This window comes from Pseudomonas sp. FG98, assembly GCF_057808595.1.
Genome location: NZ_JBMDIJ010000004.1, coordinates 66,999 through 88,630, shown reverse-complemented (window position 1 = coordinate 88,630; position 21,632 = coordinate 66,999). Strand labels below are relative to the sequence as shown.

Sequence of the window (21,632 nt, the reverse complement as noted above, 5' to 3'; positions counted from 1 at the left end):
CGCCTTCTTTTCTCCCCTCCGGCCCGCCCGCCAATGCCCACATTCGTCCGCCTGCTGACCGTCCTGCTGTTGAGCTGCATGAGCCTGCTGGCCCGTGCCGAACAGCTGCGTATCGTCAGTGATCCCTGGGCACCCTATGTCTATGAGGAAAACGGCGAGGCCAAGGGTATCGACTACGAGGTCACCGCCGAGATCTTCAGGCGACTGGGCGTGGATGTGCGCTGGGAGTTCATGCCGTGGAAACGCTGCATGCTGATGGTCGAGCAGGGCCTGGCCGACGGCGTGATCGATATCTTCCAGAACGAAGTGCGCAGCGCTCAGCTGTACTACCCCAGCGAACCGCTGTCGGTGGTCGAGTTCGTACTGTTCCAGGCCAATGACCGGCCCCACGATGTCGAATCGCTGGACGACCTCAAGGACCTGACCGTGGGCACCTCCGCCGGCTACGACTACGGCCCTGACTTCCTGCAGTCGACCCTGTTCCGCCGCGAGGCCGCGCCAACCCAGGAGGCCAACTTCGGCAAGCTCCTGCGTGGACGCATCGACCTGCTGGTCACCGACCGCCGCGTCGGCCGCTACATGCTCGATCAGCTCGGCCTGCAAGACCGCATCAGCGAGCTGCCGCTGGTGATCAGCCGACAGAAACAGTACCTGGCTGTACGCCGCAATGCCGGGATGGACCTGCTGGCCCAGCGCTTCGCCGCCGAACTGCGGCGCTTCAAGCAGGAACCGGCCTACGCCGAACTGCAGGCCCGCTACGGTCATGTAGCGGCGCCATTTACAGAAACCGTTGAGCAGCAGGAACGCAGCACTCCCTGATTGCTCTGTTATACTCGGGCCTTTCCGCCAGGCTTACGCCCGGACGCTGGCCCTGAAGAACGGCATCCCGACCTCCCGGATGCGCCCCCAGACCAGCAGGACCGGACGCGACAGCATCCAGCCGATGCCCCTCGCGCCAGGCAAGATCATCCCATCGGGCACAGCCCTTACTAGAACAGGATTTCTCATGTCCTTTGCTTCCCTCGGTCTCTCCGAGGCTCTAGTCCGCGCTATCGAGGCTGCGGGCTACACCCAGCCTACTCCGGTGCAACAGCGGGCCATTCCCGCCGTGTTGCAAGGTCGCGATCTGATGGTCGCGGCACAGACAGGTACTGGTAAAACCGGTGGTTTCGCCCTGCCGATCCTTGAGCGCCTGTTCCCCGGTGGCCACCCGGACAAGTCGCAGCGCCACGGCCCGCGCCAGCCGCGGGTACTGGTCCTGACCCCGACCCGCGAACTGGCCGCCCAGGTCCACGACAGCTTCAAGATCTACGCCCGTGACCTGAAATTCGTCAGCGCCTGCATCTTCGGCGGCGTCGGCATGAACCCGCAGATCCAGGCCATGGCCCGCGGCGTTGACGTGCTGGTCGCCTGCCCGGGTCGCCTGCTCGACCTGGCCGGCCAGGGCAGCGTCGACCTGAGCCACGTCGAGATCCTGGTGCTGGACGAAGCCGACCGCATGCTCGACATGGGCTTCATCCATGATGTGAAGAAGGTCCTCTCGCGCCTCCCGGCCAAACGCCAGAACCTGCTGTTCTCGGCGACCTTCTCCAAGGACATCACCGACCTCGCCGACAAGCTGCTGCACAACCCCGAGCGCATCGAAGTCACCCCGCCGAACACCACGGTGGAGCGCATCGAGCAGCGCGTGTATCGCCTGCCGGCCAGCCACAAGCGTGCCCTGCTCGCCCACCTGATCACCCAGGGCGCCTGGGAGCAGGTGCTGGTCTTCACCCGGACCAAGCACGGCGCCAACCGCCTTGCCGAGTACCTGGAAAAGCACGGCCTGACCGCCGCCGCGATCCACGGCAACAAGAGCCAGAACGCCCGCACCAAGGCCCTGGCCGACTTCAAGTCCGGCGCCGTGCGGATCATGGTCGCCACCGATATCGCCGCCCGCGGCCTGGATATCGACCAGTTACCTCACGTCGTCAACTTCGAGCTGCCGAATGTCGAGGAAGACTACGTCCACCGCATCGGCCGTACCGGTCGTGCGGGCCGCTCCGGCGAGGCCATCTCGCTGGTTGCCCCGGATGAAGAAAAACTGCTCAAGAGCATCGAGCGCGTCACTCGCCAGAAGATCCCGGATGGCGACCTGATGGGCTTCGACTTCGCCGCTGTCGAGGCTGAAAAGCCGGAAGTGCGCGAACCGCGTCCGCAGAACAACCAGCGCCGTGGCCAGCGTGCCGACGGCAGCAATGCCGGTGGCCGCAAGGACAAGGGCAAGGACAAGGGCAAAGAGAAAGACAGCAACAAGGACGCCAAGCCGTCCGGCGAAAAGGCTGGGGAGAAATCCGCCGGCGGCCGCCAGGAACAGCGCAAGCCACGGGACAAGAAGCCGCGCCAGCAGCAGAACGCCCAGCAAGGTGCTCCGGCGGCTCCGGTAGATCGTGATCCGGAAGAGTTCCTGGATGACGATGTGGACAACTTCGGCAACCGTGCCGACTACGTCAGTCCGTACCAGAACAAAGGCGGCCAAGGCCGTAACCGCCGTCCAGGCGCCCAGGCGGGTGCCGGCAATGGCGGTGGCCAGGCTCGCGGCGGTCAGCCACGCAGCAACGGTGGTGGCTCCGGCCAGCAGCGCAGCGGTGGCGCTGGTGGTGGTGCCAATGGCGAGAAACGCGGCGGTTCGCGCAACGGTGGCGGTGCCGGCGGTCGTGACGGCCAGGCACGTCGCGATGGCAGCAACAACCGCAACCGCCGTCCGGCCCGCGACGATCGTCAGGAACCGGCGGTACGCAGCCCGCGTGAAGGCCAGCCGCAGCAGAACCAGCCGAAGATCATGCACAAGGAATCGAAGATCGATCGCTTCCCGTCCATGGAACAGCTGGAGCAACTGCCAAGCCGCCCACGGGGCGAGAAACCGGCGCTGCTGACCCGCAATCGCTGAGTTCCTGCACAAACAAAAACGCCGCCCTCAAGGGCGGCGTTTTTGTTGGCGGGGCAGAAATTACTTCTGCTTCACGCCTTCGACCGAGATGTCCAGGTCCAGGGTCTGGGAAGCCGGGCCTGGGCCTTTGATGCCGAAGTCATTCAGGTTCAGGGTGGTGGTGGCGTTGAAGCCGGCACGCTCGCCGCCCCATGGATCCTTGCCTTCGCCGTTGAACGTGGCCTTGAAGGTGACCGGCTTGGTCACGCCATGCAGGGTCAGGTCGCCGGTGACGTCAGCGGTTTTCTCACCGGTGGATTTCACCGCGGTGGAAACGAACTTGGCGTCCGGGTATTTCTTCACGTCGAGGAAGTCGGCGCTGGCGATGTGCTTGTCACGCTCGGCGTGGTTGGACCAGACGCTGGCGGTCTTCAGGTCAACGCTGATCTTGCTCGCTTCAGGCTTGGCAGCATCCCAGGAGAAGGCGCCGTCGAAGTCCTTGAAGGTACCGTGGATGAAGCTGTAGCCCAGGTGGCTGATCTTCCAGTCGACGAATGCGTGCTGGCCTTCCTTGTCGATCTTGTAGTCGGCAGCCATGGCCTGGCCAGCCGAGAGCAGAGCGGTACCCAGTGCCAGAGCGGCAAAAGTCTTTTTCAACATACTTTCGATTCCTTTGAGTGGAGGTTGAACATCAAGCCTTGCGGCCCAGCATGCGCGTCAGGGTCGCATCACGGTCGATAAAGTGGTGTTTCAGAGCGGCCAGCCCGTGCAGGACAGCGAATACCACCAGTCCCCAGGCCAGATAAAGGTGAACCACGCCGGCGATATCAGCCTGATCGGGCAGGCCGGAAATCAGTGCAGGCACTTCGAACAGACCGAATACCGGGATCCCCGCGCCATCGGCGGTAGAGATCAGGTAACCGGCGATCAAAACAGCGAACAGACCGACATACAGCAGCAGATGCCCGGCCTTGGCGGCAACCCGGGTCAACGCGCCGTGATTGGCCGGAGCCGGCGGCGGCGGGCTGACGAAGCGCCAGATCACCCGCAGCAGCATCAGCGCCAGCACGGTCAGGCCGATGCCCTTGTGCAATTCCGGCGCGGTATGGCGCCAGCTGCTGTAGTAGTCCAGGCCGACCATCCAGAGCCCCAGGCCGAACAGACCGAACACTGCCAGGGCGATACCCCAGTGCAGGACGATACTGAGCAGGCCGTAGCGAGAAGATGAATTGCGAATCTGCATTTGCCGGATTCCCCGTAAGAATTGCTGCCAAGACTAACCGGTTATTTATCGATAAAAAGCGAAAAATATCGCTTTTTACTATCAGAAAAATCGATGTTTAGTGTGCAGAAAGGGCGTTAAGGAAACATTAACACCGGGGGAAAGACTGTAGACGGGGTTGCGGGGGAATGCGAAGGGGCTGGAATTCCGTGGTGCGGCTGATGGCCTCATCGCCGGCAAGGCCGGCTCCCACAGGTTCGGTGCATGCCCAACCTGTGGGAGCTGGCTTGCCAGCGATGATGGTCTTCAGTTCGCCTTGGCCTGGCTGTTGGTCGCCGGTTTTTTCACCGGAGCGGCCTTGGCCTCGGTCTTCTGGACCGGGGCATGGGTGGTGGTCTTTTTCGCCGGAGCCGGCTTGCTCTCGGCCTTCTTCGCCGGGGTCGGTTTGGCTGCCGGAGCAGCGGCCTTGGCCGGTTCTTCCTTAACCACCGGGGCAGGCGCCGGAGCGGGTGCCGCAGGTGCTGGAGCAGGGGCCGGCGCTACGGCAGTCTCGGTCGCCTTGGCAGTCTCGGCCGCAGGCTTTTCATCACCACCCCCGAACAGCCGCGAGAAGAAGCCCGGCTTGCCGTCGTCTTTCTTAGCTGCCACTGCCGCCGCTGCAGCCGTGCCTGCCGCAGCCGTCGCGGCAACCGACTTGACCGGGTCGAACGACTTGCCCGCCGCCAGGTCCTCCACCTGCCCTGCAGCACGCTTGCCGCTACGCAGTGCGCCTTCCAGGGTGCCGGGATAGAGGGCGTCGGTGTGCTCGCCAGCGAAGGCGATGCGTTGTACCGGGCGCTCCCACAGACGCCAGTACTTGCTGATCTGCCCCGGGCCATAGGCCAGGTAGGAACCACCGGTACCGGCATCGGTGCTGTAGCGGCGGATCTCGTAGCCGCTGAATGCGCCGCGGGCCTGTGGATAGAAGGCGTGCAGACGGATCAGCACCTGGTCGACCATCTGCTTGTCACCGAAGGCCTGCATCACCCGCGCGTTGTCGCCGGAGAGGTTGATCACCACGTTGGCGCCACCTTTCAGCGCCGGCTCGATCCACAGCATGCCGAGGCCGGCGTTGCTATAGATCTCGCCGGACATGCGCGCCTTGCTTTCCCAGACAGGGTTCTTGAATTTCAGCATCAACTGGTCGCGCCAGCCGTAGTTGGTGCCCTTGAGTGCCGCCTGATGCTGGTTGTCCAGCGCCGGGGTCAACTGGATTTTGGCCAACGCCCGCAGCGGAACCGCCAGCACCAGGTAGTCGGCCTGGTAACCAACGGCACCGACCTTGACGGTGACGCCGTCCTTGTCCTGGCTGATGGCGGTGACCGGTGAGCTGGTCTTGATGGTCTTCAACTGCTTGACGAAGGCCTGGGCCAGCACCGGGCTGCCACCTGGCAGGCGCGCGGCACGCAGGTCACGGTCATTGACCCCGCGGTAGACCCGGCTCTGCTGGGCGAAATACAGCAGCGACAGGCGCGAAGGTTCATCGTAGCGAGTACGGATCTGCTGGTTGACCAACTGCCGAGCGGTGGCTGGCAGTTGCAGCTTGTCCAGCCAGGCCGAGACGTTCATCTGGTCGAGGGCGAACAAGGTGCTGTTGGCCGCCGGGTTTTCCGGGTCGCTGATCGACGCGGCAAGGTCATCAAGGGTCTTTTCGTAGCGCTTCAGCGCCTCGGCGGTGGCCGGCTGCTTGGTGGTCAGGTCGGCAGCGCTGAAATAGTCGCCATCGATCAGATAGCCCGGGGTACGAACGAACTCCGGTGCCGGCAGGGTGGTGAGCTTGAAGGCGTCCAGGTACTGGTTGAGCACCGGCTGCGCCTTGCTGTTGCCGATCCACTCGCTGGTAGCCAGGCCGGAGCGACCGCCGATACCGGACTTGGCCTCCAGCAAAGTCACTTGCCAACCCTTGTTCTGCAGCTCGTAGGCTGCGGTCAGACCCGCCAGGCCGCCGCCGACCACGATGGCCGTCGGGGCCTTGCCCGCCGCCATCGCCCCCGCGCTGAACAACCCGATAAACACCAGCGCGCAACCGCGCAGCCAACCAGCAGACATTCGTCGAACTCCGGATCAAAGGCAGAAAAAACCGGGAAAAATCCCGGAAGAATATGAGCTGAAGGATACGTCACAGCCCGAATAGCCGCCAGTTCAGACTGATGAAACCCTAGGGGTACCTGATATTTTTGTCAGTAGACAAGTTCGAAGACAGGGAAGAGCATTCAGATACGTGCCGACAATACCAACCGGCACTTCCAAGGATATATATCGGGAGCACTATAAACGGCAGCCTCAATAAAAAGTACTTCCTGACTTAAGAAAACTTATTTCGTGATGCAGTTACCGAAAAATGCCTGAGTTTAATCCGACTACGTTCAGGAGATAAACTATGTACAGCACTAACAAATGGGACCACATCGAAAACTTCGAAAACGTGGAACTGATGACCTTCGAGCCTGGCAAGAAATACACGATGCCCTCCGGCCTGGTAATCGTGGCAAATCCGCGCGTCACTCATTTCGGTCCTGCCAAAGGCGTTGTCGAGCCCTGCGGGGTCATGCGATCGAGGCTTTGGAATTCCGGGATCCCGACAGCCGAGGAAATCTTTGGAAAAAACGAGCTGGTCATTGGTGATTTCAATGACGTTTCCTTGCTATTCCCCAAGGGCGCGAAAAACTTTTTCTACAATTATTATCAAATCGAAAACTATACAGAGGCAGACAGCAAGGAAGACAACAAGACACGCGATCAAATCAGCAAGCAGGACCAAGGCTTTCAGTGCAGTGTCATCGGCCTCCCTGCTGCAAGACAGCAGATAACCAACATGGTTGTCGAAACAGCCTATGACGGAATTCGCTGGGGCATTTTCGAAGAGCATCCATTCATCCAATTGATATTCGCACCGCCAAAATTCGGCAGCCTGCATATCGACTCGATCAAATGGGATAACTTGTAGAAACAGCCCCTTGCCCTCCCCCCATTCGTATGGAGCTACAACCAGAAGGCAAGGCGTATGCCCGTCGATCCGGAAAAACGTCACTTCAGCGCTCGACGGCAGATCATGGAGACTCAGCAATGGAGCGAATCACAGAGAACTTCTCGTCCATCAAGATGCCCACAATCCTCAAAGAGGGAGAACCACACACGCTGCCTTCGGGCCTGTTATCGAACTCCTGCCAATAGATCCCTATATAAAGAAGAGGCAAGAGAACTTGCCAAACGATCCCCGCGTGGAAAAAGGCAAGGAGCGCTTGCGCATGCCTTCGGGATTCAGGGAGGCATCCGGGAAAAATCCGGGAAATGAAGAAGAGCGAAAGCGTTTCGGAAAAACGGAGCTGGTAGTAGGGGATGCCGCCCATGTGAAAGTTACGTTCCCCAAGAAAATCATTAAGTTCGGAATTCTCTACTACCAATTGGTCGACTTCACCCTGGACGATACCCGCACAACTGGCTTGCGCGTCGACGAACTGACCTACAACGAAAAATGCTTCGGCCTCGAGTTTTTCTACAATGCGCTGGGTTTTTCATCCGGCCTGCAAGCCTACCCAGCTTTTGAGCAGATCCGTGACGATCTTTACCCATGCGAGATATGCACCCACCTAGTGCTGAAAAACCTCCTGATCGGCACCCTGCATATCGGTCAGATCAGTTGGATAGAGTTGCCCTGACCCCTGGCCTTGCTTAGGCTTGTGCGGGTTTCCCGAACCCGCGCAAGCCAGGAGTAAAGCCCATGGGCCTCAATCGACAGTGGATGGACCGCGACCTCAAGGTCCTGTGGCATCCCTGCACCCAGATGAAAGACCACGAGCAGCTGCCGCTGATCCCGATCAAGCGCGGCGAAGGCGTCTGGCTCGAGGACTTCGAGGGCAAGCGTTACCTCGACGCGGTGAGTTCCTGGTGGGTCAACGTGTTCGGCCATGCCAACCCGCGGATCAACCAGCGCATCAAGGACCAGGTCGATCAACTGGAGCACGTGATCCTCGCCGGCTTCAGCCACCAGCCGGTGATCGAGCTGTCCGAACGCCTGGTCAAGATCACCCCGGACGGCCTGGACCGGGTGTTCTACGCCGACAACGGCTCATCGTGCATCGAAGTGGCGCTGAAGATGAGCTTCCACTACTGGCTGAACAAGGGCCGCCCGGAGAAGAAGCGCTTCGTCACCCTGAGCAACAGCTACCACGGCGAAACCATCGCGGCGATGTCGGTGGGTGACGTGCCGCTGTTCACCGAGACCTACAAGGCGCTGTTGCTGGACACCTTCAAGGTACCGAGCCCGGACTGCTACCTGCGCCCCGAGGGCGTGAGCTGGGAGGAGCACTCGCGGACCATGTTCGCCGCCATGGAACAGACCCTCGCCGAGCACCACGAGAGCATCGCTGCGGTGATCGTCGAGCCGCTGATCCAGGGCGCCGGCGGCATGCGCATGTACCACCCGGTATACCTCAAGCTGCTGCGCGAAGCCTGCGACCGCTACCAGGTGCACCTGATCCATGACGAGATCGCCGTGGGCTTCGGCCGCACAGGGACGATGTTCGCCTGCGAGCAGGCCGGTATCCGCCCGGACTTCCTCTGCCTGTCCAAGGCCCTGACCGGCGGTTACCTGCCGCTGGCCGCTTGCCTGACCACCAACGAGGTGTACGGCGCCTTCTACGACGACTACCCGACCCTGCGCGCCTTCCTCCACTCCCACAGCTACACCGGCAACCCGCTGGCCTGTGCGGCGGCGCTGGCGACCCTGGACATCTTCGAGCAGGACAACGTGATCGAGGCCAACAAGGCCCTGAGCCAGCGCATGGCCAGTGCCACGGCGCATCTGGTCGATCACCCTCACGTGGCCGAAGTACGCCAGACCGGCATGGCCCTGGCGATCGAGATGGTCCAGGACAAGGCGAGCAAGACCGCCTATCCGTGGCAGGAGCGTCGTGGCCTGAAGGTCTTCGAGCATGCCCTGACCCGTGGCGCGCTGTTGCGTCCGCTGGGCAGCGTGGTGTATTTCCTGCCGCCTTATGTGATCACCCCGGAGCAGATCGACTTCCTCGCCGAGGTTGCCAGCGAAGGGATCGATATCGCCACGCGGGACAAGGTCAGCGTGGCGGTGCCGGCTGATTTCCACCCGGATTTTCGGGATCCGGGCTGATAGACCTTCATCGATCTTGAGGGCCCTATCGCTGGCAAGCCAGCTCCCACAGGTCAAGCGGTGCACGCGATCCCTGTGGGAGCTGGCTTGCCAGCGATGAGGCCATCAACAACACCTCATTTCCCATGCCGAGCCCCCAATGAGACTCTCCCGCTTTTTCATCGATGCCCCTCTGAGCCTCGGCGAGCACGATCTGCCTGAAGCCCAGGCCCACTACATCGGCCGCGTCCTGCGCATGGCGCCGGGCGATGCGGTACAGCTGTTCGACGGCAGCGGCCAGGAATACCTCGGCCAGTTGCTCGAAGTCGGCAAGAAGACCGTGCGCGTCAGCCTCGACCAGGCCCTCCCCGGCCAGGCCGAATCGCCCCTGCACATCCACCTCGGCCAGGGCCTGTCCCGCGGCGAGCGGATGGACTGGGCGATCCAGAAAGCCACCGAACTGGGCGTGAACGTGATCACCCCGATCGTCAGCGAGCGCTGTGAAGTGCGCCTGAAGGACGAACGCGCCGACAAGCGCCTGGCCCACTGGCGCCAGGTGGCAATCAGCGCCTGCGAGCAATGCGGCCGCTCCAGCGTTCCGCAGATCAACCCGCCGCTGACCCTGGCCGAATGGCTGGCCGCCAGCGAGGAGGAGTTGAAACTGGTCCTGCACCCGGTGGCCGAGCCGCTGGTCAGCCACGAGCGCCCGGCCAGCCTGGCCTTTCTGATCGGCCCGGAAGGCGGGCTGTCGGACGCCGAAGTGGACCAGGCCAAGGCCAGCGGCTTCCACTCTGCCCGCCTCGGCCCACGGGTGCTGCGCACGGAAACCGCACCGGTGGTGGCGCTGGCCGTGGCCCAGCAGCTGTGGGGCGATTTCTAGGTTTCAGGCAGGAGCTTTTCCAAGGCCACCAGGTCCGGCACCCGGGCCACCTGCTCGCCCACCTGCACCGCCGCCAGCTCGAACTCGCCCAGCGGCACATCGACGTAGTTGAGCTGGCTGTCCAGCTTGCACGAGCGCGGAATGCCCTGCACCAGCAGGGCGAAGAAGCTGCGCGAGGTGCCGCCCAGGGCATTGAGCACGACGATCCGCGCCCGCTCGCCGACCTGCACCTGGCCACCGCAGGCCGCCTCGAAACTCAGCAATGGCAGGCGCTGACTGCGCCAGTCGATCCAGCCCAGCAGCCAGGCTGGCTGATCCGGGGCCGGGGTGCAGGCCTGGTAGCCGATCAGCTCGGCCACCGCCACGTTGGGCAACACCAGGCTGCGGTCGCTCAAGGGCAGCAACAGCCCGGTCAGGCTGGTTCGGCGCCCGCTCCGGGCTCCTTGTTCAAGCATGGGAATGACTCCAGCGGGCAATGCTCTGCAGCAGCACCGACTCCTGGTACGGCTTGCCCAGGTAGTCGTTGACGCCGATGGCCATGGCGCGGTCGCGGTGCTTCTGCCCGGTCCGCGAGGTGATCATGATGATCGGCAGGTTCTTCAGTTGCGCATCCTGGCGCACCTGGGTCGCCACCTCGAAGCCGTCCATGCGCGGCATCTCGATATCCAGCAGCAACACGTCGGGCCGGTGCTCGGCCAGCACGGCCATGGCATCGACACCGTCCTTGGCGGTCAACACGTTCATGCCATGGCGCTCAAGCAGGCGCCCGGTGACCTTGCGCACCGTCACCGAATCGTCCACCACCAGCACCAGCAAGGGCCGCGCCGGACCACTGCCGGCACTCACCACGACCTCCCGATCGGTCCGACCGGCCTGCTGCGCCAACCGCAGGTGCAGCCCGCGCAACTGCGCCAGCACATCGAGAATCAGCACCACCCGGCCATCGCCCAGCAAGGTGGCCCCGGCCAGACCCTGCACCGCGGCAAACTGCGGCCCGAGGCTCTTGACCACGATCTCGCGGCTGGCCGAGAGGCTGTCCACCTGCACGGCAAATTGCTGGTCGTGGGCATGCACCAGCAGCACCGGCAGCGGCAGGCTTTGCCCAAGCAGCCTGGGCTGACGCTCGCCCTGCAGCAGCTCGCCGAGATAACGCAGTTCGTAGCGTCGCCCGGCGTACTCGTAGCGCGGCGGATCGAGGCGGTAGCAGGCTTCCAGCTCCGCCGGCGGTACCCGCACCACGCCGTCGATGGCATTCAGCGGCACGGCGTACTGTTCCTCGCCGCAATGCACCATCAGCGCCCGGTTGACCGACACGGTGAACGGCAGGCGGATCAGGAAGCGCGCGCCCTTGCCCGGCACCGAGCTGATGACCATCGAGCCGCCCAGTTGCTTGACCTCTTCATGGACCACGTCCATGCCCAGCCCGCGCCCGGAAATCTGGGTGATCTTCTCGGCGGTGGAAAAGCCCGGCTGGAGGATGAACTGCATCACCTCGTGATCGCTGAGCTCGCTGCGCGGGTCCAGCAGGCCGCGCTTGATCGCCTTGTTGCGCACCGCCTCCAGCGGCACCCCCGCGCCGTCGTCGAACATTTCGATGACGATATCGGCGCCTTCATGCAGCAGATTGAGGGCGATCATGCCCTGCTCCGGCTTGCCCGCCGCCAGGCGCGCCTCGCGGCTTTCCAGGCCGTGGTCGACGGCGTTGCGCAGCATGTGCTCCAGCGGCGCCACCATGCGTTCGAGGACGCTGCGGTCCATTTCGCCTTCGGCGTTGCCGACCACCAGTTCGACCTGCTTGCCCAGCTCGCTGGCGGTCTGCCGCACGACGCGCTGCAAGCGCGGCACCAGCCGTTCGAACGGCACCATGCGCGTGCGCATCAGGCCTTCCTGCAACTCGCTGTTGACCCGCGCCTGCTGCGACAACAGGCTCTGCGCCATCTGCGTGCGCCCGGCCAGGGTTTCCTTGAGGTCGAGCAGGTCGGAAGCCGATTCCGACAGCGCCCGGGACAGCTGTTGCAGTTGCGAATGGCGGTCCATCTCGAGCGGGTCGAAGTCCTCGTAGGCATCGCCATCGGCCTGCAAGCGACTGAGCAGGCCGCCCTGGGTTTCGGTATCAAGGCGGCGCAACTGGTCACGCATGCGCTCCAGGGTGGTTTCCATCTCGTTGAGAGCGATCTGGGCGTCGTTGATCTGCTGCTCCAGGCGCCCGCGCAGGATCGAGGTTTCCGCCGCCTGGTTGCCGAGGTCGTCGAGCAATTCGGCATTGACCTTGACCATGTCCAGCGCCGCGCGCTCCGGGGCCGGTGCCGGGGCTTCCTGGGGCGCTTCGGCCGGCGTGGCGGCGGCACTGTCGCTGAGCGCAGCGCTGCTGAAGTTGCGGATGTAGTCGATCAGCGCCGTGGCCGCATGCAGCGGCTGTTGCAGGCGCACCGCGTCAAGCATGTGGGCGAGGCGGTCGTGGCAGTTCTGCAACAGGCTGAACAGCGCCGGGCTGGGTTGCAGTTGCCCGGCGGCGAGGTGTTCGTAGAGGAATTCCAGTTCGTGGGCGAGGTCGCCGATCGGGGCGATCTCCACCATGCGCGCGCCACCCTTGAGGGTGTGCAGGTCGCGCAGCAGGTTTTCCACCTCGACGCTGTTGCGAGGGTCGGCCTGCCAGCGGGTCAGCGCGGCGGCGGCGCTTTCAACGATGTCCACCCCTTCTTCGAGGAAGATCTCCAACAGTTCCTTGTCGCCGTCCTGGGCCGGCTGCTCGGCCTTGCCGGCATTGCCCGGCGGTTGGGCATGGTGGCGGAACTCGCGCAGGGCAGCGAGGGCCTCCACCACCGACTCCAGGGCCTGGCCCTGGCTCAGTTGCGCCAGCAACCGGGCCAGCAGTGCATGGCTGCCGCGCAACAGGCTGGCCAGTTCCAGCGAAGGGCTGTAGCGGCGGTCCACCAGGCCTTCGTAAAGCAGTTCCAGTTCATGGGCGAGCACATCCAGTGCACCAATGCCGGCCATCCGCGCACCGCCCTTGAGGGTATGCAGGTCGCGTTGCAGCGAAGACAGCGCGGACATGCTGTCGGAGTCGTCGAGCCAGCGCCTGAGGGCCTGGTCGGCGCTGTCGAGCACGTCGATGGCCTCTTCGAGGAAGATCGCCACCATTTCGGGATCCACTTCCTGCCCGGCCAGTTCACGGGTGACATCGCCCAGTTCGGCGATGCTCGAAGCACCGTCATCGTGGCGGCGCACCAGCCCCATGGCACTCGGGTCGAGCCCCGTCTCCAGCAATTCGCGCAAGGCCAACAGACGTTCCGGGCAAGGCTCGACCTCCTGCCCGGCGGCGATCTGGTCGAGCATGTTGATCAGCGCTTCATGGGCCTGCTGCGCCTCCTCGAAGAAGCGCGCATCGGCGACCAGGCTGCTCTCCTCCACCGCGCCATACAGGTCCAGCAGCGCCTCGCACAGCTCGTCGACCTGCCACAGATTGGCCAGATGGGCGCTTTGCCCGAGGGTGGTCAGTTCATCCAGCAGGGAATTCAGCTCATGGCGCTCGCCGGGGTGCTCCTGCCAGCGCAGCAACAGGGATTCGGCGTCGAGCAGGATGTCCATGCCCTGTTCGAGGAAACTGGCGATCAATTGCGGATCGCGCTTGACCCGCAGGCTCTGGTCCGGTGACTCCAGCAAGGCCTGGAGACGGGCGCTGACCACCTGGTCGACCTGCTCGATCAGGATATCGGCGCCCTTGATCGGCGCCAGCGGCGTGCTCGCCAGTTGCTCCAGGCCACGGCGCAGCAGCGGTTCGGCAGTTTGCAGCAGGTAGATCTCGTCGAGATCGAACCCGACCTGGTGGGCCTTGAACTCGCGGGCCAGCAAGTCCAGGGCAGTGGCCAACTCGGCGATCGGCGTGACCCCGGCCATCGCCGCGCTGCCCTTCAGGGTGTGCAGGGCGCGTTGCAGATCGTCGCTGACCGGCGCCGGCAGGTAGACCTCGGCATTGGCCAGGAAAGCATCGAGGCTGGCCAGGTGGGTCTGCGCTTCGTTGCGGAAGATCTCCAGCAGTTGCGGGTCGAGGGCATCGGCGTTACCGCCATCGGCCTCGGCGTCGTTCATCGCCAGTGCGTGCAGGTGGCTGGCCAGATGCTCGACATGGGCATGGGCGTGTACTTCGCCGGTGGCGAATTCGTCGACCAGCGGCGTCATCAGGGTCATGGCCTGGCCGATCGCCTTGAGCACCTCGGCGCCGCTGCCGACCCGACCTTCGAGCATGCGGTTGAGCAGGTGTTCGCCGGCCCAGGCCAGCTCGGCCAGAACGGTGGCGCGGACCATGCGCCCGCTGCCCTTGAGGGTATGAAAACCGCGGCGCAGCTCGATCAGCGCCTCGCGCGGATGGCCTTCGCCGCGCCAGCGCAGCCATTGCTCGTCCATCTGCCCCAGCACTTCCTCGGCTTCTTCGAGAAAGACCTCGCGCAGTTCGTCGTCCACCGGCTCCGGCGCGGCGATGTTCACCGACGGCACATGCAGCGGCCGCGCCAGCACCGGGAAGCCCAGCGAGGCCAGGGCGCGACGAGCGCGGTTGAGCAGCGGTTCGACCTCGGCCTGCAAGTCGATGCTCAGGGCCTGCAAGTAGCATTCGAGGCTGCTGATGACGTCGGCCAGCAGGTCCAGCTCCACGCTGCCCGGCAGGGTGTTGGCCTGGAGCACGTGGGCTTCGAGGTAATCGGTGCAGCGCTGCACCACTGCCGCAGGCTGCGGCAGCATCAGCATGGCCAGCGCCCCGCGGATCTGCCCGAGCAGGTCCGGCAGGGGTTGCAGGCGCACCCGGTCCCAGCCGGCTTCAAGGCAATCGGCGATCAGGTCGCGGGCCTGCAACAGCACGCCATGAGCCTCATCCAGCACAAGCTGGCGGATCTCGTTGATATCGGTGCCGGTGGGCGGGTTCTGGCCGGGGGCCTCGATGGCACCGACCATGCCGCTCAGGGTCGCCTCGGCGTACTGCAAGGCACCGGAGACGTCCTGCAGCGCGGCTTCCTGCGGTTCTTCCCGGCTATTGACCATGGCCTGCAGCACCGCGACCTGGTCGAGGATCACCCGCCTAGGCTGGTTGAAGCCGAGCACGGCGAGGGTGTCGGCGATATGCCGCAACGGCGCTAGCAGCGGTTCGAGGGATTGCTCGTCGTCGCGCACCCGCTGGTCGACGCGCTCCTTGATGCGCAGCAGGTCTTCACTCAACGCCGCCACCACCGAGCGCATCGCGTCACGGTCGGGCAGGCGGCCTTGCAGGGCATCGAGGGACAGTTCGAAACCCTCGCCGGCGGCGGGCGGGAGAACGCCCAGCGCACTTTCGGCCAGTGCCTCGGCTCCACGAGCGGCGCGCAGTTGATTGAGCAGCGGCAGGGCCAGCAACGGCAGGTCGCGACGGGCGCCGCGCAGGCGCTCCAGGTACAGCGGCAGTTGGCTCAGCGCCCGGAACAACGGGCCATGGGCCGAGACCCGGCCCTCGTCAAAGGCACGGGCGAGCAGTTCCATCTCCTGGGCGAGCAGCGCCGCACCCTTGAATTCGAGCACATCCAGACAGCCCCACACCTGATGCAGGGCATCGACGCAGGCGCCCAGCCCGTGGCCTTCGCCGTTGGCGAACTGCTCCAGGGCCTGGCGTGCCTGGGCCAGGCTCTCTTCGATCGGCTCCTTGACCCAGGCCAGGGCGACGAAATCATGCCGTTCAGCCATGTCTACTTCCAACACGTAACTCATTGATTGTGCGCGGACCTTGTGGGAGCTGGCTTGCCAGCGATTACTGCAGTGAATTCACCATTGCAATCGCTGGCAAGCCAGCTCCCACAGGGTCAGCGTGACTCCGGGGCCGCCGGCAAGGTAAAGCCCGACACCGAGCGGCGCATCTCGCTGGCCATGCGCGCCAGGTTGCCGATGCTTTCGGCGGTGGCGGTGGAGCCGGACGAGGTCTGCGAGGTGATCTGCTGGATGATCGCCATGGTGTGGGAGATCTGCCCGGCAGACGAAGTCTGCAACTGCGCCGCGTCGGAGATGCTCAGGATCAGCTCGGCCAGGGTCTGCGACACACCCTCGATCTCGGCCAGGGCCACCCCGGCATCCTGCGCCAGGCGCGCCCCGCGCACCACTTCGGCAGTAGTCTGCTCCATGGAAATGACCGCTTCGTTGGTGTCGACCTGGATCGCCCGCACCAGTGCTTCGATCTGCCGCGTCGCCGAAGAGGAACGCTCGGCCAGGCGCTGGACTTCGTCGGCGACCACGGCGAAACCACGCCCGGCCTCGCCGGCCATCGAGGCCTGAATCGCCGCGTTGAGGGCAAGGATGTTGGTCTGGTCGGCAATGTCGTCGATCAGGTTGACGATATCGCCGATCTCCTGGGAAGACTCGCCCAGGCGCTTGATCCGCTTGGCGGTGTCCTGGATCTGTTCGCGAATGTTGTCCATGCCGTGGATGGTGTTGTGCACCACCTCGTTGCCCTTGTTGGCGATGGCCACCGAACGCTCGGCGACCTTGGCCGACTCGTAGGCGTGATTGGACACGCGGTCGATGGACTCGGCCATGTCACCCACCGCCATCGACGCATCGGCGATCTGCTGGGCCTGGTGCTCGGAGGCCTTGGCCAGCAGGTGCGCGGTGTTCTGCGTGTCCTGCACGGCGGCGGCGACTTCCTCGGCGCTGAGGTTGATGGTCGCTACCAGGTCGCGCAACTGGTCGATGGAGTAGTTGATGGAGTCGGCGATGGCCCCGGTGAAGTCCTCGGTGACCGAGGCGGTGACGGTGAGGTCGCCGTCGGCGAGGTCCTCGATCTCGTCGAGCAGGCGCATGATCGCCTGCTGGTTGCGCTCGTTCTTCTGTGCGGTTTCGCTGAGCTGGCGGTGGGTTTCGCGGACCATCACCGAGCCGATGAGGATGATCGAGGCCAGCGCCAGCAGGCCCAGCACGTAGCCGCCGACGGTATCCAGGGTGCGCCCGCTGGCAAGGTTTTCGAAGCCGTTGGCCAGGCGCGAGGCTTCGTCGAGCAGGGTCTGCGACAGGCTGAAGATGGTCCCGGCGGCCTCGCGAACGCGGAACAGCTCGGGCGAAGTTTCAAGGATTTCATCCACCGAGCCGGCGACGAACTGGAACAGCTCGGCGATTTCGCCCAGGCGGGCGCGGGCATCGGGGTCTTCGACGCGGGTCACCTGGATCGCCGGATTGCCGCCGAGCATGCCTTCCAGCACCTGGCCGAAGCGGTTGGCGTCGCGGCCAAAGGCATCGGCGGCCTGGACCGAGGCATCGTCGCCGGCCAGCACGGTGTTGACCGAGCCGAGAATGCGCTCGGCCAGCAGCGCCTGGCGCTGGGCCACCGCCACCTGGGCCGCCGGAGCACCGCTTTGCAGGAGGATCTCGACCACCTTCTCGTACTCGACCTGCAACTGCGGCACGGTTTCGGCCAGGGTTGCGGCGACCTGGTGCAGCGACAGCACGGTCTGCTCGCTGGACAGGATCACGTCGGTGTTCTTGCGCAGGGTCTCCCAGTCGCGCTGCACCGCATCCATCTCGTTGCGCACTGCGGCGGGCGCAGGCGGCAGGCCGGTGTTCGGGTCGCCCTTCTTGAGGAAGCTCCAGCGCTGCTCGAAGTCGTTGCGCGCTTCGCTCAGCAGGCGGAAGGCCACAGCCTTGCCGGAGGCCGCCTCGGTGGCGTTCTTGGCAATGCGCTGGGACAGCACGCGCAGCTCGCCGGCGTGACCGATGTACTGCTTGTCGTGGTTGGCCTGGGTGTTGAGGTAGGCGAAGTTGGCGAACAGCAGGATGATCGAGAGGATCAGCACGACGAACAGCGCGGCAATCTGCGCGCTGCTGCGCGAGCCTTTCATTGCACTGGCGCGGATTGCACCGGGAGGGATTGAACTGGCGGGCTTGGGCTGGCTCACGGGTCTGGCGTTCCTTTACTACAGCGCGACATCGACGAAGCCCGGGGCCTGGGCCAGGGCGAACGGGCTGAAAATCCCCCAGCAGTGCTCACGCTGGAAGTGGCCCTGGATATAGGGTGCGGCGCTGCCCAATAGGGGCGACGGCGGCGACAGTTCGAGGCCATCGAGGGCGAAATGCTGCAGGCCGAGCACTTCGTCCACCAGCAAGCCGGTGAATAGTTCGTCATGGTCCACCACCAGGACCCGGCGCTGCTTGCGGGTCAGGGTCGCCTCAAGGCCGAGAAAACCGCCGAGGTCGGTGACCGGCAGCAGTTGCCCGCGCAGGTTGGTGACCCCGGCCACCCACGGCTTGACCCCGGGAATGCGGCTCAGGCGCGGCGCGGTGAGGACTTCGGCAACCTCGCCCATGGGCGCGACGAAACAGTGCTCGCCCAGGCGAAAGCCGATACCGCTCCAGGTTTGCAGGCGGGTTTCCTGCAAGGGCAGATCGGCGGCCAGCAGGCGGCAGCGCCGGTCGATGTCCAGCAGCAGCTCGAATGCCGTCAGCGACTCGCCCATGGTGGCGCGGGTCAAGCGGTCAGGACGCTGTCGAGCACCCGCACCAGGTCATCCTCTTCCACCGGTTTGACCAGGTAGCTCTTGGCGCCCTGGCGGGTGCCCCAGACCTTGTCGGTTTCCTGGTCCTTGGTGGTGACGATGATCACCGGGATGTCCTTGGTCGCCGGGTCCTTGCTCAACTGGCGGGTGGCCTGGAAGCCGTTCATGCCGGGCATGACGATGTCCATCAGCACGGCATCGGGCTTTTCCTGCACCGCGAGGGCCACGCCGTCGGCGCCATTGCTCGCCTTGAGCACCTGGTGCCCGTGCTTTTCCAGCATTTCGGTGAACTTGTAGGTTTCGGTCGGCGAGTCGTCGACGATTAGAATTCGGGCCATGCTGTTCCCCAATAAGGAAAGAAGCCAGCGTTGGACGCTGGCGTCAGGGTGCGTGTTGTTCTTCCGCCGTGAAGCCCGGCACATGGGCGCGGATGGCTTCCAGCAGTTCTTCCTTGCTGAACGGTTTGGTCAGGAACTGATCACAGCCGACGATCCGCCCGCGGGCCTTGTCGAACAGGCCGTCACGGGACGACAGCATGATCACCGGGGTGTCCTTGAACGCACTGTTGTGCTTGACCAGGGCGCAGGTCTGGTAACCGTCCAGGCGCGGCATCAGGACATCGACGAAGATGATGCCGGGGCGGTGGTCGACGATCTTGGCCAGGGCATCGAAACCGTCGATGGCCGTGATCACCTCGCATCCCGCTTCGGCGAGCAGCATCTCGGCGGTGCGACGGATCGTCTTGGAGTCGTCGATCACCATCACTGTCAATGCCGCGTCGGGCTGAACCATATTCGCTCTACCATTGCTGTCGGATAGCGCCATGCCGGCCACCTGCCCCGCATTTTTAGCACACTCAAGGGGTGCATTCCATCGAGCCACGCCGGGCCTGGGCCGGTGCGCGTTTTTCCCTTGACCGCCAGCGTCGCGAGCGCCACCCTGAGCCACTTTTCTTTGGAACCACCGCGGCCTCGCGCCGCCGAGAGGATTTACCCGATGAGCGTTCGCCTCGGCATCGTCATGGACCCCATCGCGTCCATCTCCTACAAGAAGGACAGCTCGCTGGCCATGCTGCTGGCCGCCCAGGAACGTGGCTGGGAGCTGTTCTACCTGGAACAGCAGGACCTCTACCAGAACGAAGGCGTGGCCCGCGGCCGCATGCGCCCGCTGAAAGTCTTCGCCGACCCGGCCCGCTGGTTCGAACTGGGCGCCGAACAGGACGCACCGCTGAGCGACCTGCACGTGATCCTGATGCGCAAGGATCCGCCGTTCGACATGGAATTCGTCTACAGCACCTACCTGCTGGAGCAGGCCGAAGCTGCCGGCGTGCTGGTGGTCAACCGCCCGCAGAGCCTGCGCGACTGCAACGAGAAGCTGTTCGCCACCCTGTTCCCGCAGTGCACCCCGCCCACCGTGGTCAGCCGCCGCCCGGACATCCTGCGTGAATTCGCCGCCAAGCACGGCGATGTGATCCTCAAGCCGCTGGACGGCATGGGTGGCGCCTCGATCTTCCGCCACCGCATCGGCGACCCGAACCTCTCGGTGATCCTCGAAACCCTGACCCTGCACGGTACCCAGCAGATCATGGGCCAGGCCTACCTGCCGGCGATCAAGGACGGCGACAAGCGCATCCTGATGATCGACGGCGAGCCGGTGGACTACTGCCTGGCGCGCATCCCGGCCAGCGGCGAAACCCGCGGCAACCTGGCCGCCGGCGGCCGTGGCGAAGCCCGCCCACTGACCGAGCGCGACCGCTGGATCGCCGCCCAGGTCGGCCCGACCCTGCGCGAGAAGGGCCTGCTGTTCGTCGGCCTCGACGTGATCGGCGAGCACCTGACGGAAATCAACGTCACCAGCCCGACCTGCATCCGCGAGATCGATGCGGCCTACAACACCAATATCGGCGGGCTGTTGATGGACGCCATCGATCGCAAGTTGCAGGCACGCTGACCGACGACAAGAGGAAAGCCTGCGGAGTGGGTTATCATGCCGGTCCTTCCAGACCTGGGCTCCTGCTCCGCCGGTTCCATAGATGACGCGTCCCGCCGACCTCCCCACCGACTTCGCCCCGCCCCGCGTCCGCCCGGCGGACCGCCTCGGCTTTACCCTGTTCGTGGCGGCGCTGCTGCACCTGGCGCTGATCCTCGGGGTCAGCTTCAGCTTCGCCAAGCCGGAAGAGATCCGTCGCTCGATGGACATCACCCTGGCCATGTTCAAGAGCGAGAACAAACCCAAGCAGGCCGACTTCCTCGCCCAGGAGAACCAGCAGGGCAGCGGCACCCTGGACAAGGCGGAAGTACCGAAGACCACCGAGGTTGCGCCATTCCAGGACAACAAGGTGAACAAGGTCACGCCACCGCCGGTATCGCGCAAGGAGGATGTACCCCCGCCACCGGCCAAGGCCGCGGTGACCACGGTCGCGCCGAAACCGCAGAAAGTGCAGAACGCGCCCAAGGAAACCAAGCCGCAAGCGGCGCCCAAGACCGAAACCCCGGATTTCGACAGCTCGCAGCTGTCCAGCCAGATCGCCAGCCTTGAGGCGGAACTGGCCAACGAACAGCAGCTGTACGCCAAGCGCCCGCGCATCCACCGCATCAGCGCCGCCTCCACCGCCCGCGACAAGGGTGCCTGGTACAAGGACGAATGGCGCAAGAAGATCGAGCGCATCGGTAACCTCAACTACCCCGACGAAGCCCGCCGCCAACAGATCTACGGCAGTCTGCGGCTGATGGTGTCGATCAACCGCGACGGTTCGCTGTACGAAGTGCTGGTGCTGGAATCGTCCGGCCAGCCGCTGCTGGACCAGGCGGCGCAGCGCATCGTGCGCCTGGCCGCACCGTTCGCGCCCCTGACCGGCGACCTGGCGGATGTCGACCGCCTGGAAATCGTCCGCACCTGGCGCTTTGCCCGAGGCGACCGCCTGTCCAGCAATTAACGACGCGGCGGCTTGTCAGCCCGCCCCCTCGCCGCCACACTAG

At 64.5% G+C, this 21,632-nt stretch carries 17 protein-coding genes; 8 read left to right on the top strand and 9 right to left on the bottom strand.

What is annotated here, in order from left to right:
- The first annotated feature begins 33 nt into the window (after positions 1-33).
- Positions 34-819 (top strand): substrate-binding periplasmic protein, encoded by a 786-nt coding sequence (locus tag ACODSK_RS04405; RefSeq protein WP_489014133.1) that lies wholly within the window; start codon positions 34-36, stop codon positions 817-819.
- Between the two features lie 187 nt (positions 820-1,006).
- On the top strand, positions 1,007-2,929 hold the full coding sequence (gene rhlE2, locus ACODSK_RS04400; RefSeq protein ID WP_489014132.1) for an RNA helicase RhlE2: 1,923 nt from the start codon (positions 1,007-1,009) through the stop codon (positions 2,927-2,929).
- Between the two features lie 60 nt (positions 2,930-2,989).
- On the opposite strand, the gene ACODSK_RS04395 is transcribed toward rhlE2, so the two are convergent.
- The 3 genes from ACODSK_RS04395 to ACODSK_RS04385 all read right to left on the bottom strand — a co-directional run bounded on the left by ACODSK_RS04395 (position 2,990) and on the right by ACODSK_RS04385 (position 6,218).
- Positions 2,990-3,568, bottom strand: a complete 579-nt coding sequence (locus tag ACODSK_RS04395) for a YceI family protein (protein ID WP_489014131.1) — start codon at positions 3,566-3,568, stop codon at positions 2,990-2,992.
- A 31-nt stretch (positions 3,569-3,599) separates the two neighbouring features.
- On the bottom strand, positions 3,600-4,151 hold the full coding sequence (locus ACODSK_RS04390) for a cytochrome b (protein WP_489014130.1): 552 nt from the start codon (positions 4,149-4,151) through the stop codon (positions 3,600-3,602).
- Between the two features lie 285 nt (positions 4,152-4,436).
- Positions 4,437-6,218: a flavin monoamine oxidase family protein gene (locus ACODSK_RS04385; protein ID WP_489014129.1), complete on the bottom strand. Its 1,782-nt coding sequence runs from the start codon at positions 6,216-6,218 to the stop codon at positions 4,437-4,439.
- A 331-nt stretch (positions 6,219-6,549) separates the two neighbouring features.
- Between ACODSK_RS04385 and ACODSK_RS04380 the strand changes: the two genes are divergently transcribed.
- The 4 genes from ACODSK_RS04380 to ACODSK_RS04365 all read left to right on the top strand — a co-directional run bounded on the left by ACODSK_RS04380 (position 6,550) and on the right by ACODSK_RS04365 (position 10,156).
- The gene (locus tag ACODSK_RS04380; RefSeq protein WP_489014128.1) at positions 6,550-7,116 is read left to right on the top strand and encodes a hypothetical protein; all 567 of its coding nucleotides are present in this window, start codon (positions 6,550-6,552) and stop codon (positions 7,114-7,116) included.
- A 274-nt stretch (positions 7,117-7,390) separates the two neighbouring features.
- Complete coding sequence (locus ACODSK_RS04375; protein ID WP_489014126.1) at positions 7,391-7,828, top strand: hypothetical protein; 438 nt, start codon at positions 7,391-7,393, stop codon at positions 7,826-7,828.
- 62 nt (positions 7,829-7,890) lie between these two features.
- Entirely contained in the window at positions 7,891-9,297 is a 1,407-nt protein-coding gene (locus ACODSK_RS04370; protein WP_489014125.1) for an adenosylmethionine--8-amino-7-oxononanoate transaminase, read from the top strand.
- 139 nt (positions 9,298-9,436) lie between these two features.
- The gene (locus tag ACODSK_RS04365; RefSeq protein ID WP_489014124.1) at positions 9,437-10,156 is read left to right on the top strand and encodes a 16S rRNA (uracil(1498)-N(3))-methyltransferase; all 720 of its coding nucleotides are present in this window, start codon (positions 9,437-9,439) and stop codon (positions 10,154-10,156) included.
- On the opposite strand, the gene ACODSK_RS04360 is transcribed toward ACODSK_RS04365, so the two are convergent.
- From ACODSK_RS04360 to pilG, 6 genes are all read right to left on the bottom strand, one after another.
- Entirely contained in the window at positions 10,153-10,611 is a 459-nt protein-coding gene (locus ACODSK_RS04360; protein ID WP_489014123.1) for a chemotaxis protein CheW, read from the bottom strand. The two genes, ACODSK_RS04365 and ACODSK_RS04360, sit on opposite strands and share 4 nt — an antisense overlap.
- A complete protein-coding gene (locus tag ACODSK_RS04355) occupies positions 10,604-15,862 on the bottom strand; it encodes an Hpt domain-containing protein (protein WP_489014122.1) in 5,259 nt (1,752 codons plus the stop codon). Before ACODSK_RS04355 ends, ACODSK_RS04360 begins: the two co-directional genes overlap by 8 nt.
- A 116-nt stretch (positions 15,863-15,978) precedes the next feature.
- Positions 15,979-18,000 (bottom strand): methyl-accepting chemotaxis protein, encoded by a 2,022-nt coding sequence (locus ACODSK_RS04350; protein ID WP_489014288.1) that lies wholly within the window; start codon positions 17,998-18,000, stop codon positions 15,979-15,981.
- Between the two features lie 75 nt (positions 18,001-18,075).
- Complete coding sequence (locus tag ACODSK_RS04345; RefSeq protein ID WP_489014287.1) at positions 18,076-18,615, bottom strand: chemotaxis protein CheW; 540 nt, start codon at positions 18,613-18,615, stop codon at positions 18,076-18,078.
- Between the two features lie 11 nt (positions 18,616-18,626).
- Positions 18,627-18,992, bottom strand: a complete 366-nt coding sequence (pilH, locus tag ACODSK_RS04340; protein WP_489014121.1) for a twitching motility response regulator PilH — start codon at positions 18,990-18,992, stop codon at positions 18,627-18,629.
- A 43-nt stretch (positions 18,993-19,035) separates the two neighbouring features.
- Entirely contained in the window at positions 19,036-19,446 is a 411-nt protein-coding gene (gene pilG, locus ACODSK_RS04335) for a twitching motility response regulator PilG (protein WP_489014120.1), read from the bottom strand.
- Positions 19,447-19,650: 204 nt separating this feature from the next.
- Here pilG and gshB point away from each other — a divergent pair, with 204 nt between their 5' ends.
- Together gshB and ACODSK_RS04325 are read left to right on the top strand one after the other, a co-directional pair.
- On the top strand, positions 19,651-20,604 hold the full coding sequence (gene gshB, locus ACODSK_RS04330; RefSeq protein ID WP_489014119.1) for a glutathione synthase: 954 nt from the start codon (positions 19,651-19,653) through the stop codon (positions 20,602-20,604).
- An 82-nt stretch (positions 20,605-20,686) separates the two neighbouring features.
- Complete coding sequence (locus tag ACODSK_RS04325) at positions 20,687-21,589, top strand: TonB family protein (protein ID WP_489014118.1); 903 nt, start codon at positions 20,687-20,689, stop codon at positions 21,587-21,589.
- Positions 21,590-21,632 lie beyond the last annotated feature (43 nt).

Bases quoted from the DNA above. Each gene is read 5' to 3' on its own strand.
- ACODSK_RS04405 (WP_489014133.1), top strand. From the start codon at position 34: ATGCCCACATTCGTCCGCCTGCTGACCGTCCTGCTGTTGAGCTGCATG.
- rhlE2 (WP_489014132.1), top strand. From the start codon at position 1,007: ATGTCCTTTGCTTCCCTCGGTCTCTCCGAGGCTCTAGTCCGCGCTATC.
- ACODSK_RS04395 (WP_489014131.1), bottom strand. From the start codon at position 3,568: ATGTTGAAAAAGACTTTTGCCGCTCTGGCACTGGGTACCGCTCTGCTC.
- ACODSK_RS04390 (WP_489014130.1), bottom strand. From the start codon at position 4,151: ATGCAGATTCGCAATTCATCTTCTCGCTACGGCCTGCTCAGTATCGTC.
- ACODSK_RS04385 (WP_489014129.1), bottom strand. From the start codon at position 6,218: ATGTCTGCTGGTTGGCTGCGCGGTTGCGCGCTGGTGTTTATCGGGTTG.
- ACODSK_RS04380 (WP_489014128.1), top strand. From the start codon at position 6,550: ATGTACAGCACTAACAAATGGGACCACATCGAAAACTTCGAAAACGTG.
- ACODSK_RS04370 (WP_489014125.1), top strand. From the start codon at position 7,891: ATGGGCCTCAATCGACAGTGGATGGACCGCGACCTCAAGGTCCTGTGG.
- ACODSK_RS04365 (WP_489014124.1), top strand. From the start codon at position 9,437: ATGAGACTCTCCCGCTTTTTCATCGATGCCCCTCTGAGCCTCGGCGAG.
- ACODSK_RS04360 (WP_489014123.1), bottom strand. From the start codon at position 10,611: ATGCTTGAACAAGGAGCCCGGAGCGGGCGCCGAACCAGCCTGACCGGG.
- ACODSK_RS04355 (WP_489014122.1), bottom strand. From the start codon at position 15,862: ATGGCTGAACGGCATGATTTCGTCGCCCTGGCCTGGGTCAAGGAGCCG.
- ACODSK_RS04350 (WP_489014288.1), bottom strand. From the start codon at position 18,000: ATGAAAGGCTCGCGCAGCAGCGCGCAGATTGCCGCGCTGTTCGTCGTG.
- ACODSK_RS04345 (WP_489014287.1), bottom strand. From the start codon at position 18,615: ATGGGCGAGTCGCTGACGGCATTCGAGCTGCTGCTGGACATCGACCGG.
- pilH (WP_489014121.1), bottom strand. From the start codon at position 18,992: ATGGCCCGAATTCTAATCGTCGACGACTCGCCGACCGAAACCTACAAG.
- pilG (WP_489014120.1), bottom strand. From the start codon at position 19,446: ATGGTTCAGCCCGACGCGGCATTGACAGTGATGGTGATCGACGACTCC.
- gshB (WP_489014119.1), top strand. From the start codon at position 19,651: ATGAGCGTTCGCCTCGGCATCGTCATGGACCCCATCGCGTCCATCTCC.
- ACODSK_RS04325 (WP_489014118.1), top strand. From the start codon at position 20,687: ATGACGCGTCCCGCCGACCTCCCCACCGACTTCGCCCCGCCCCGCGTC.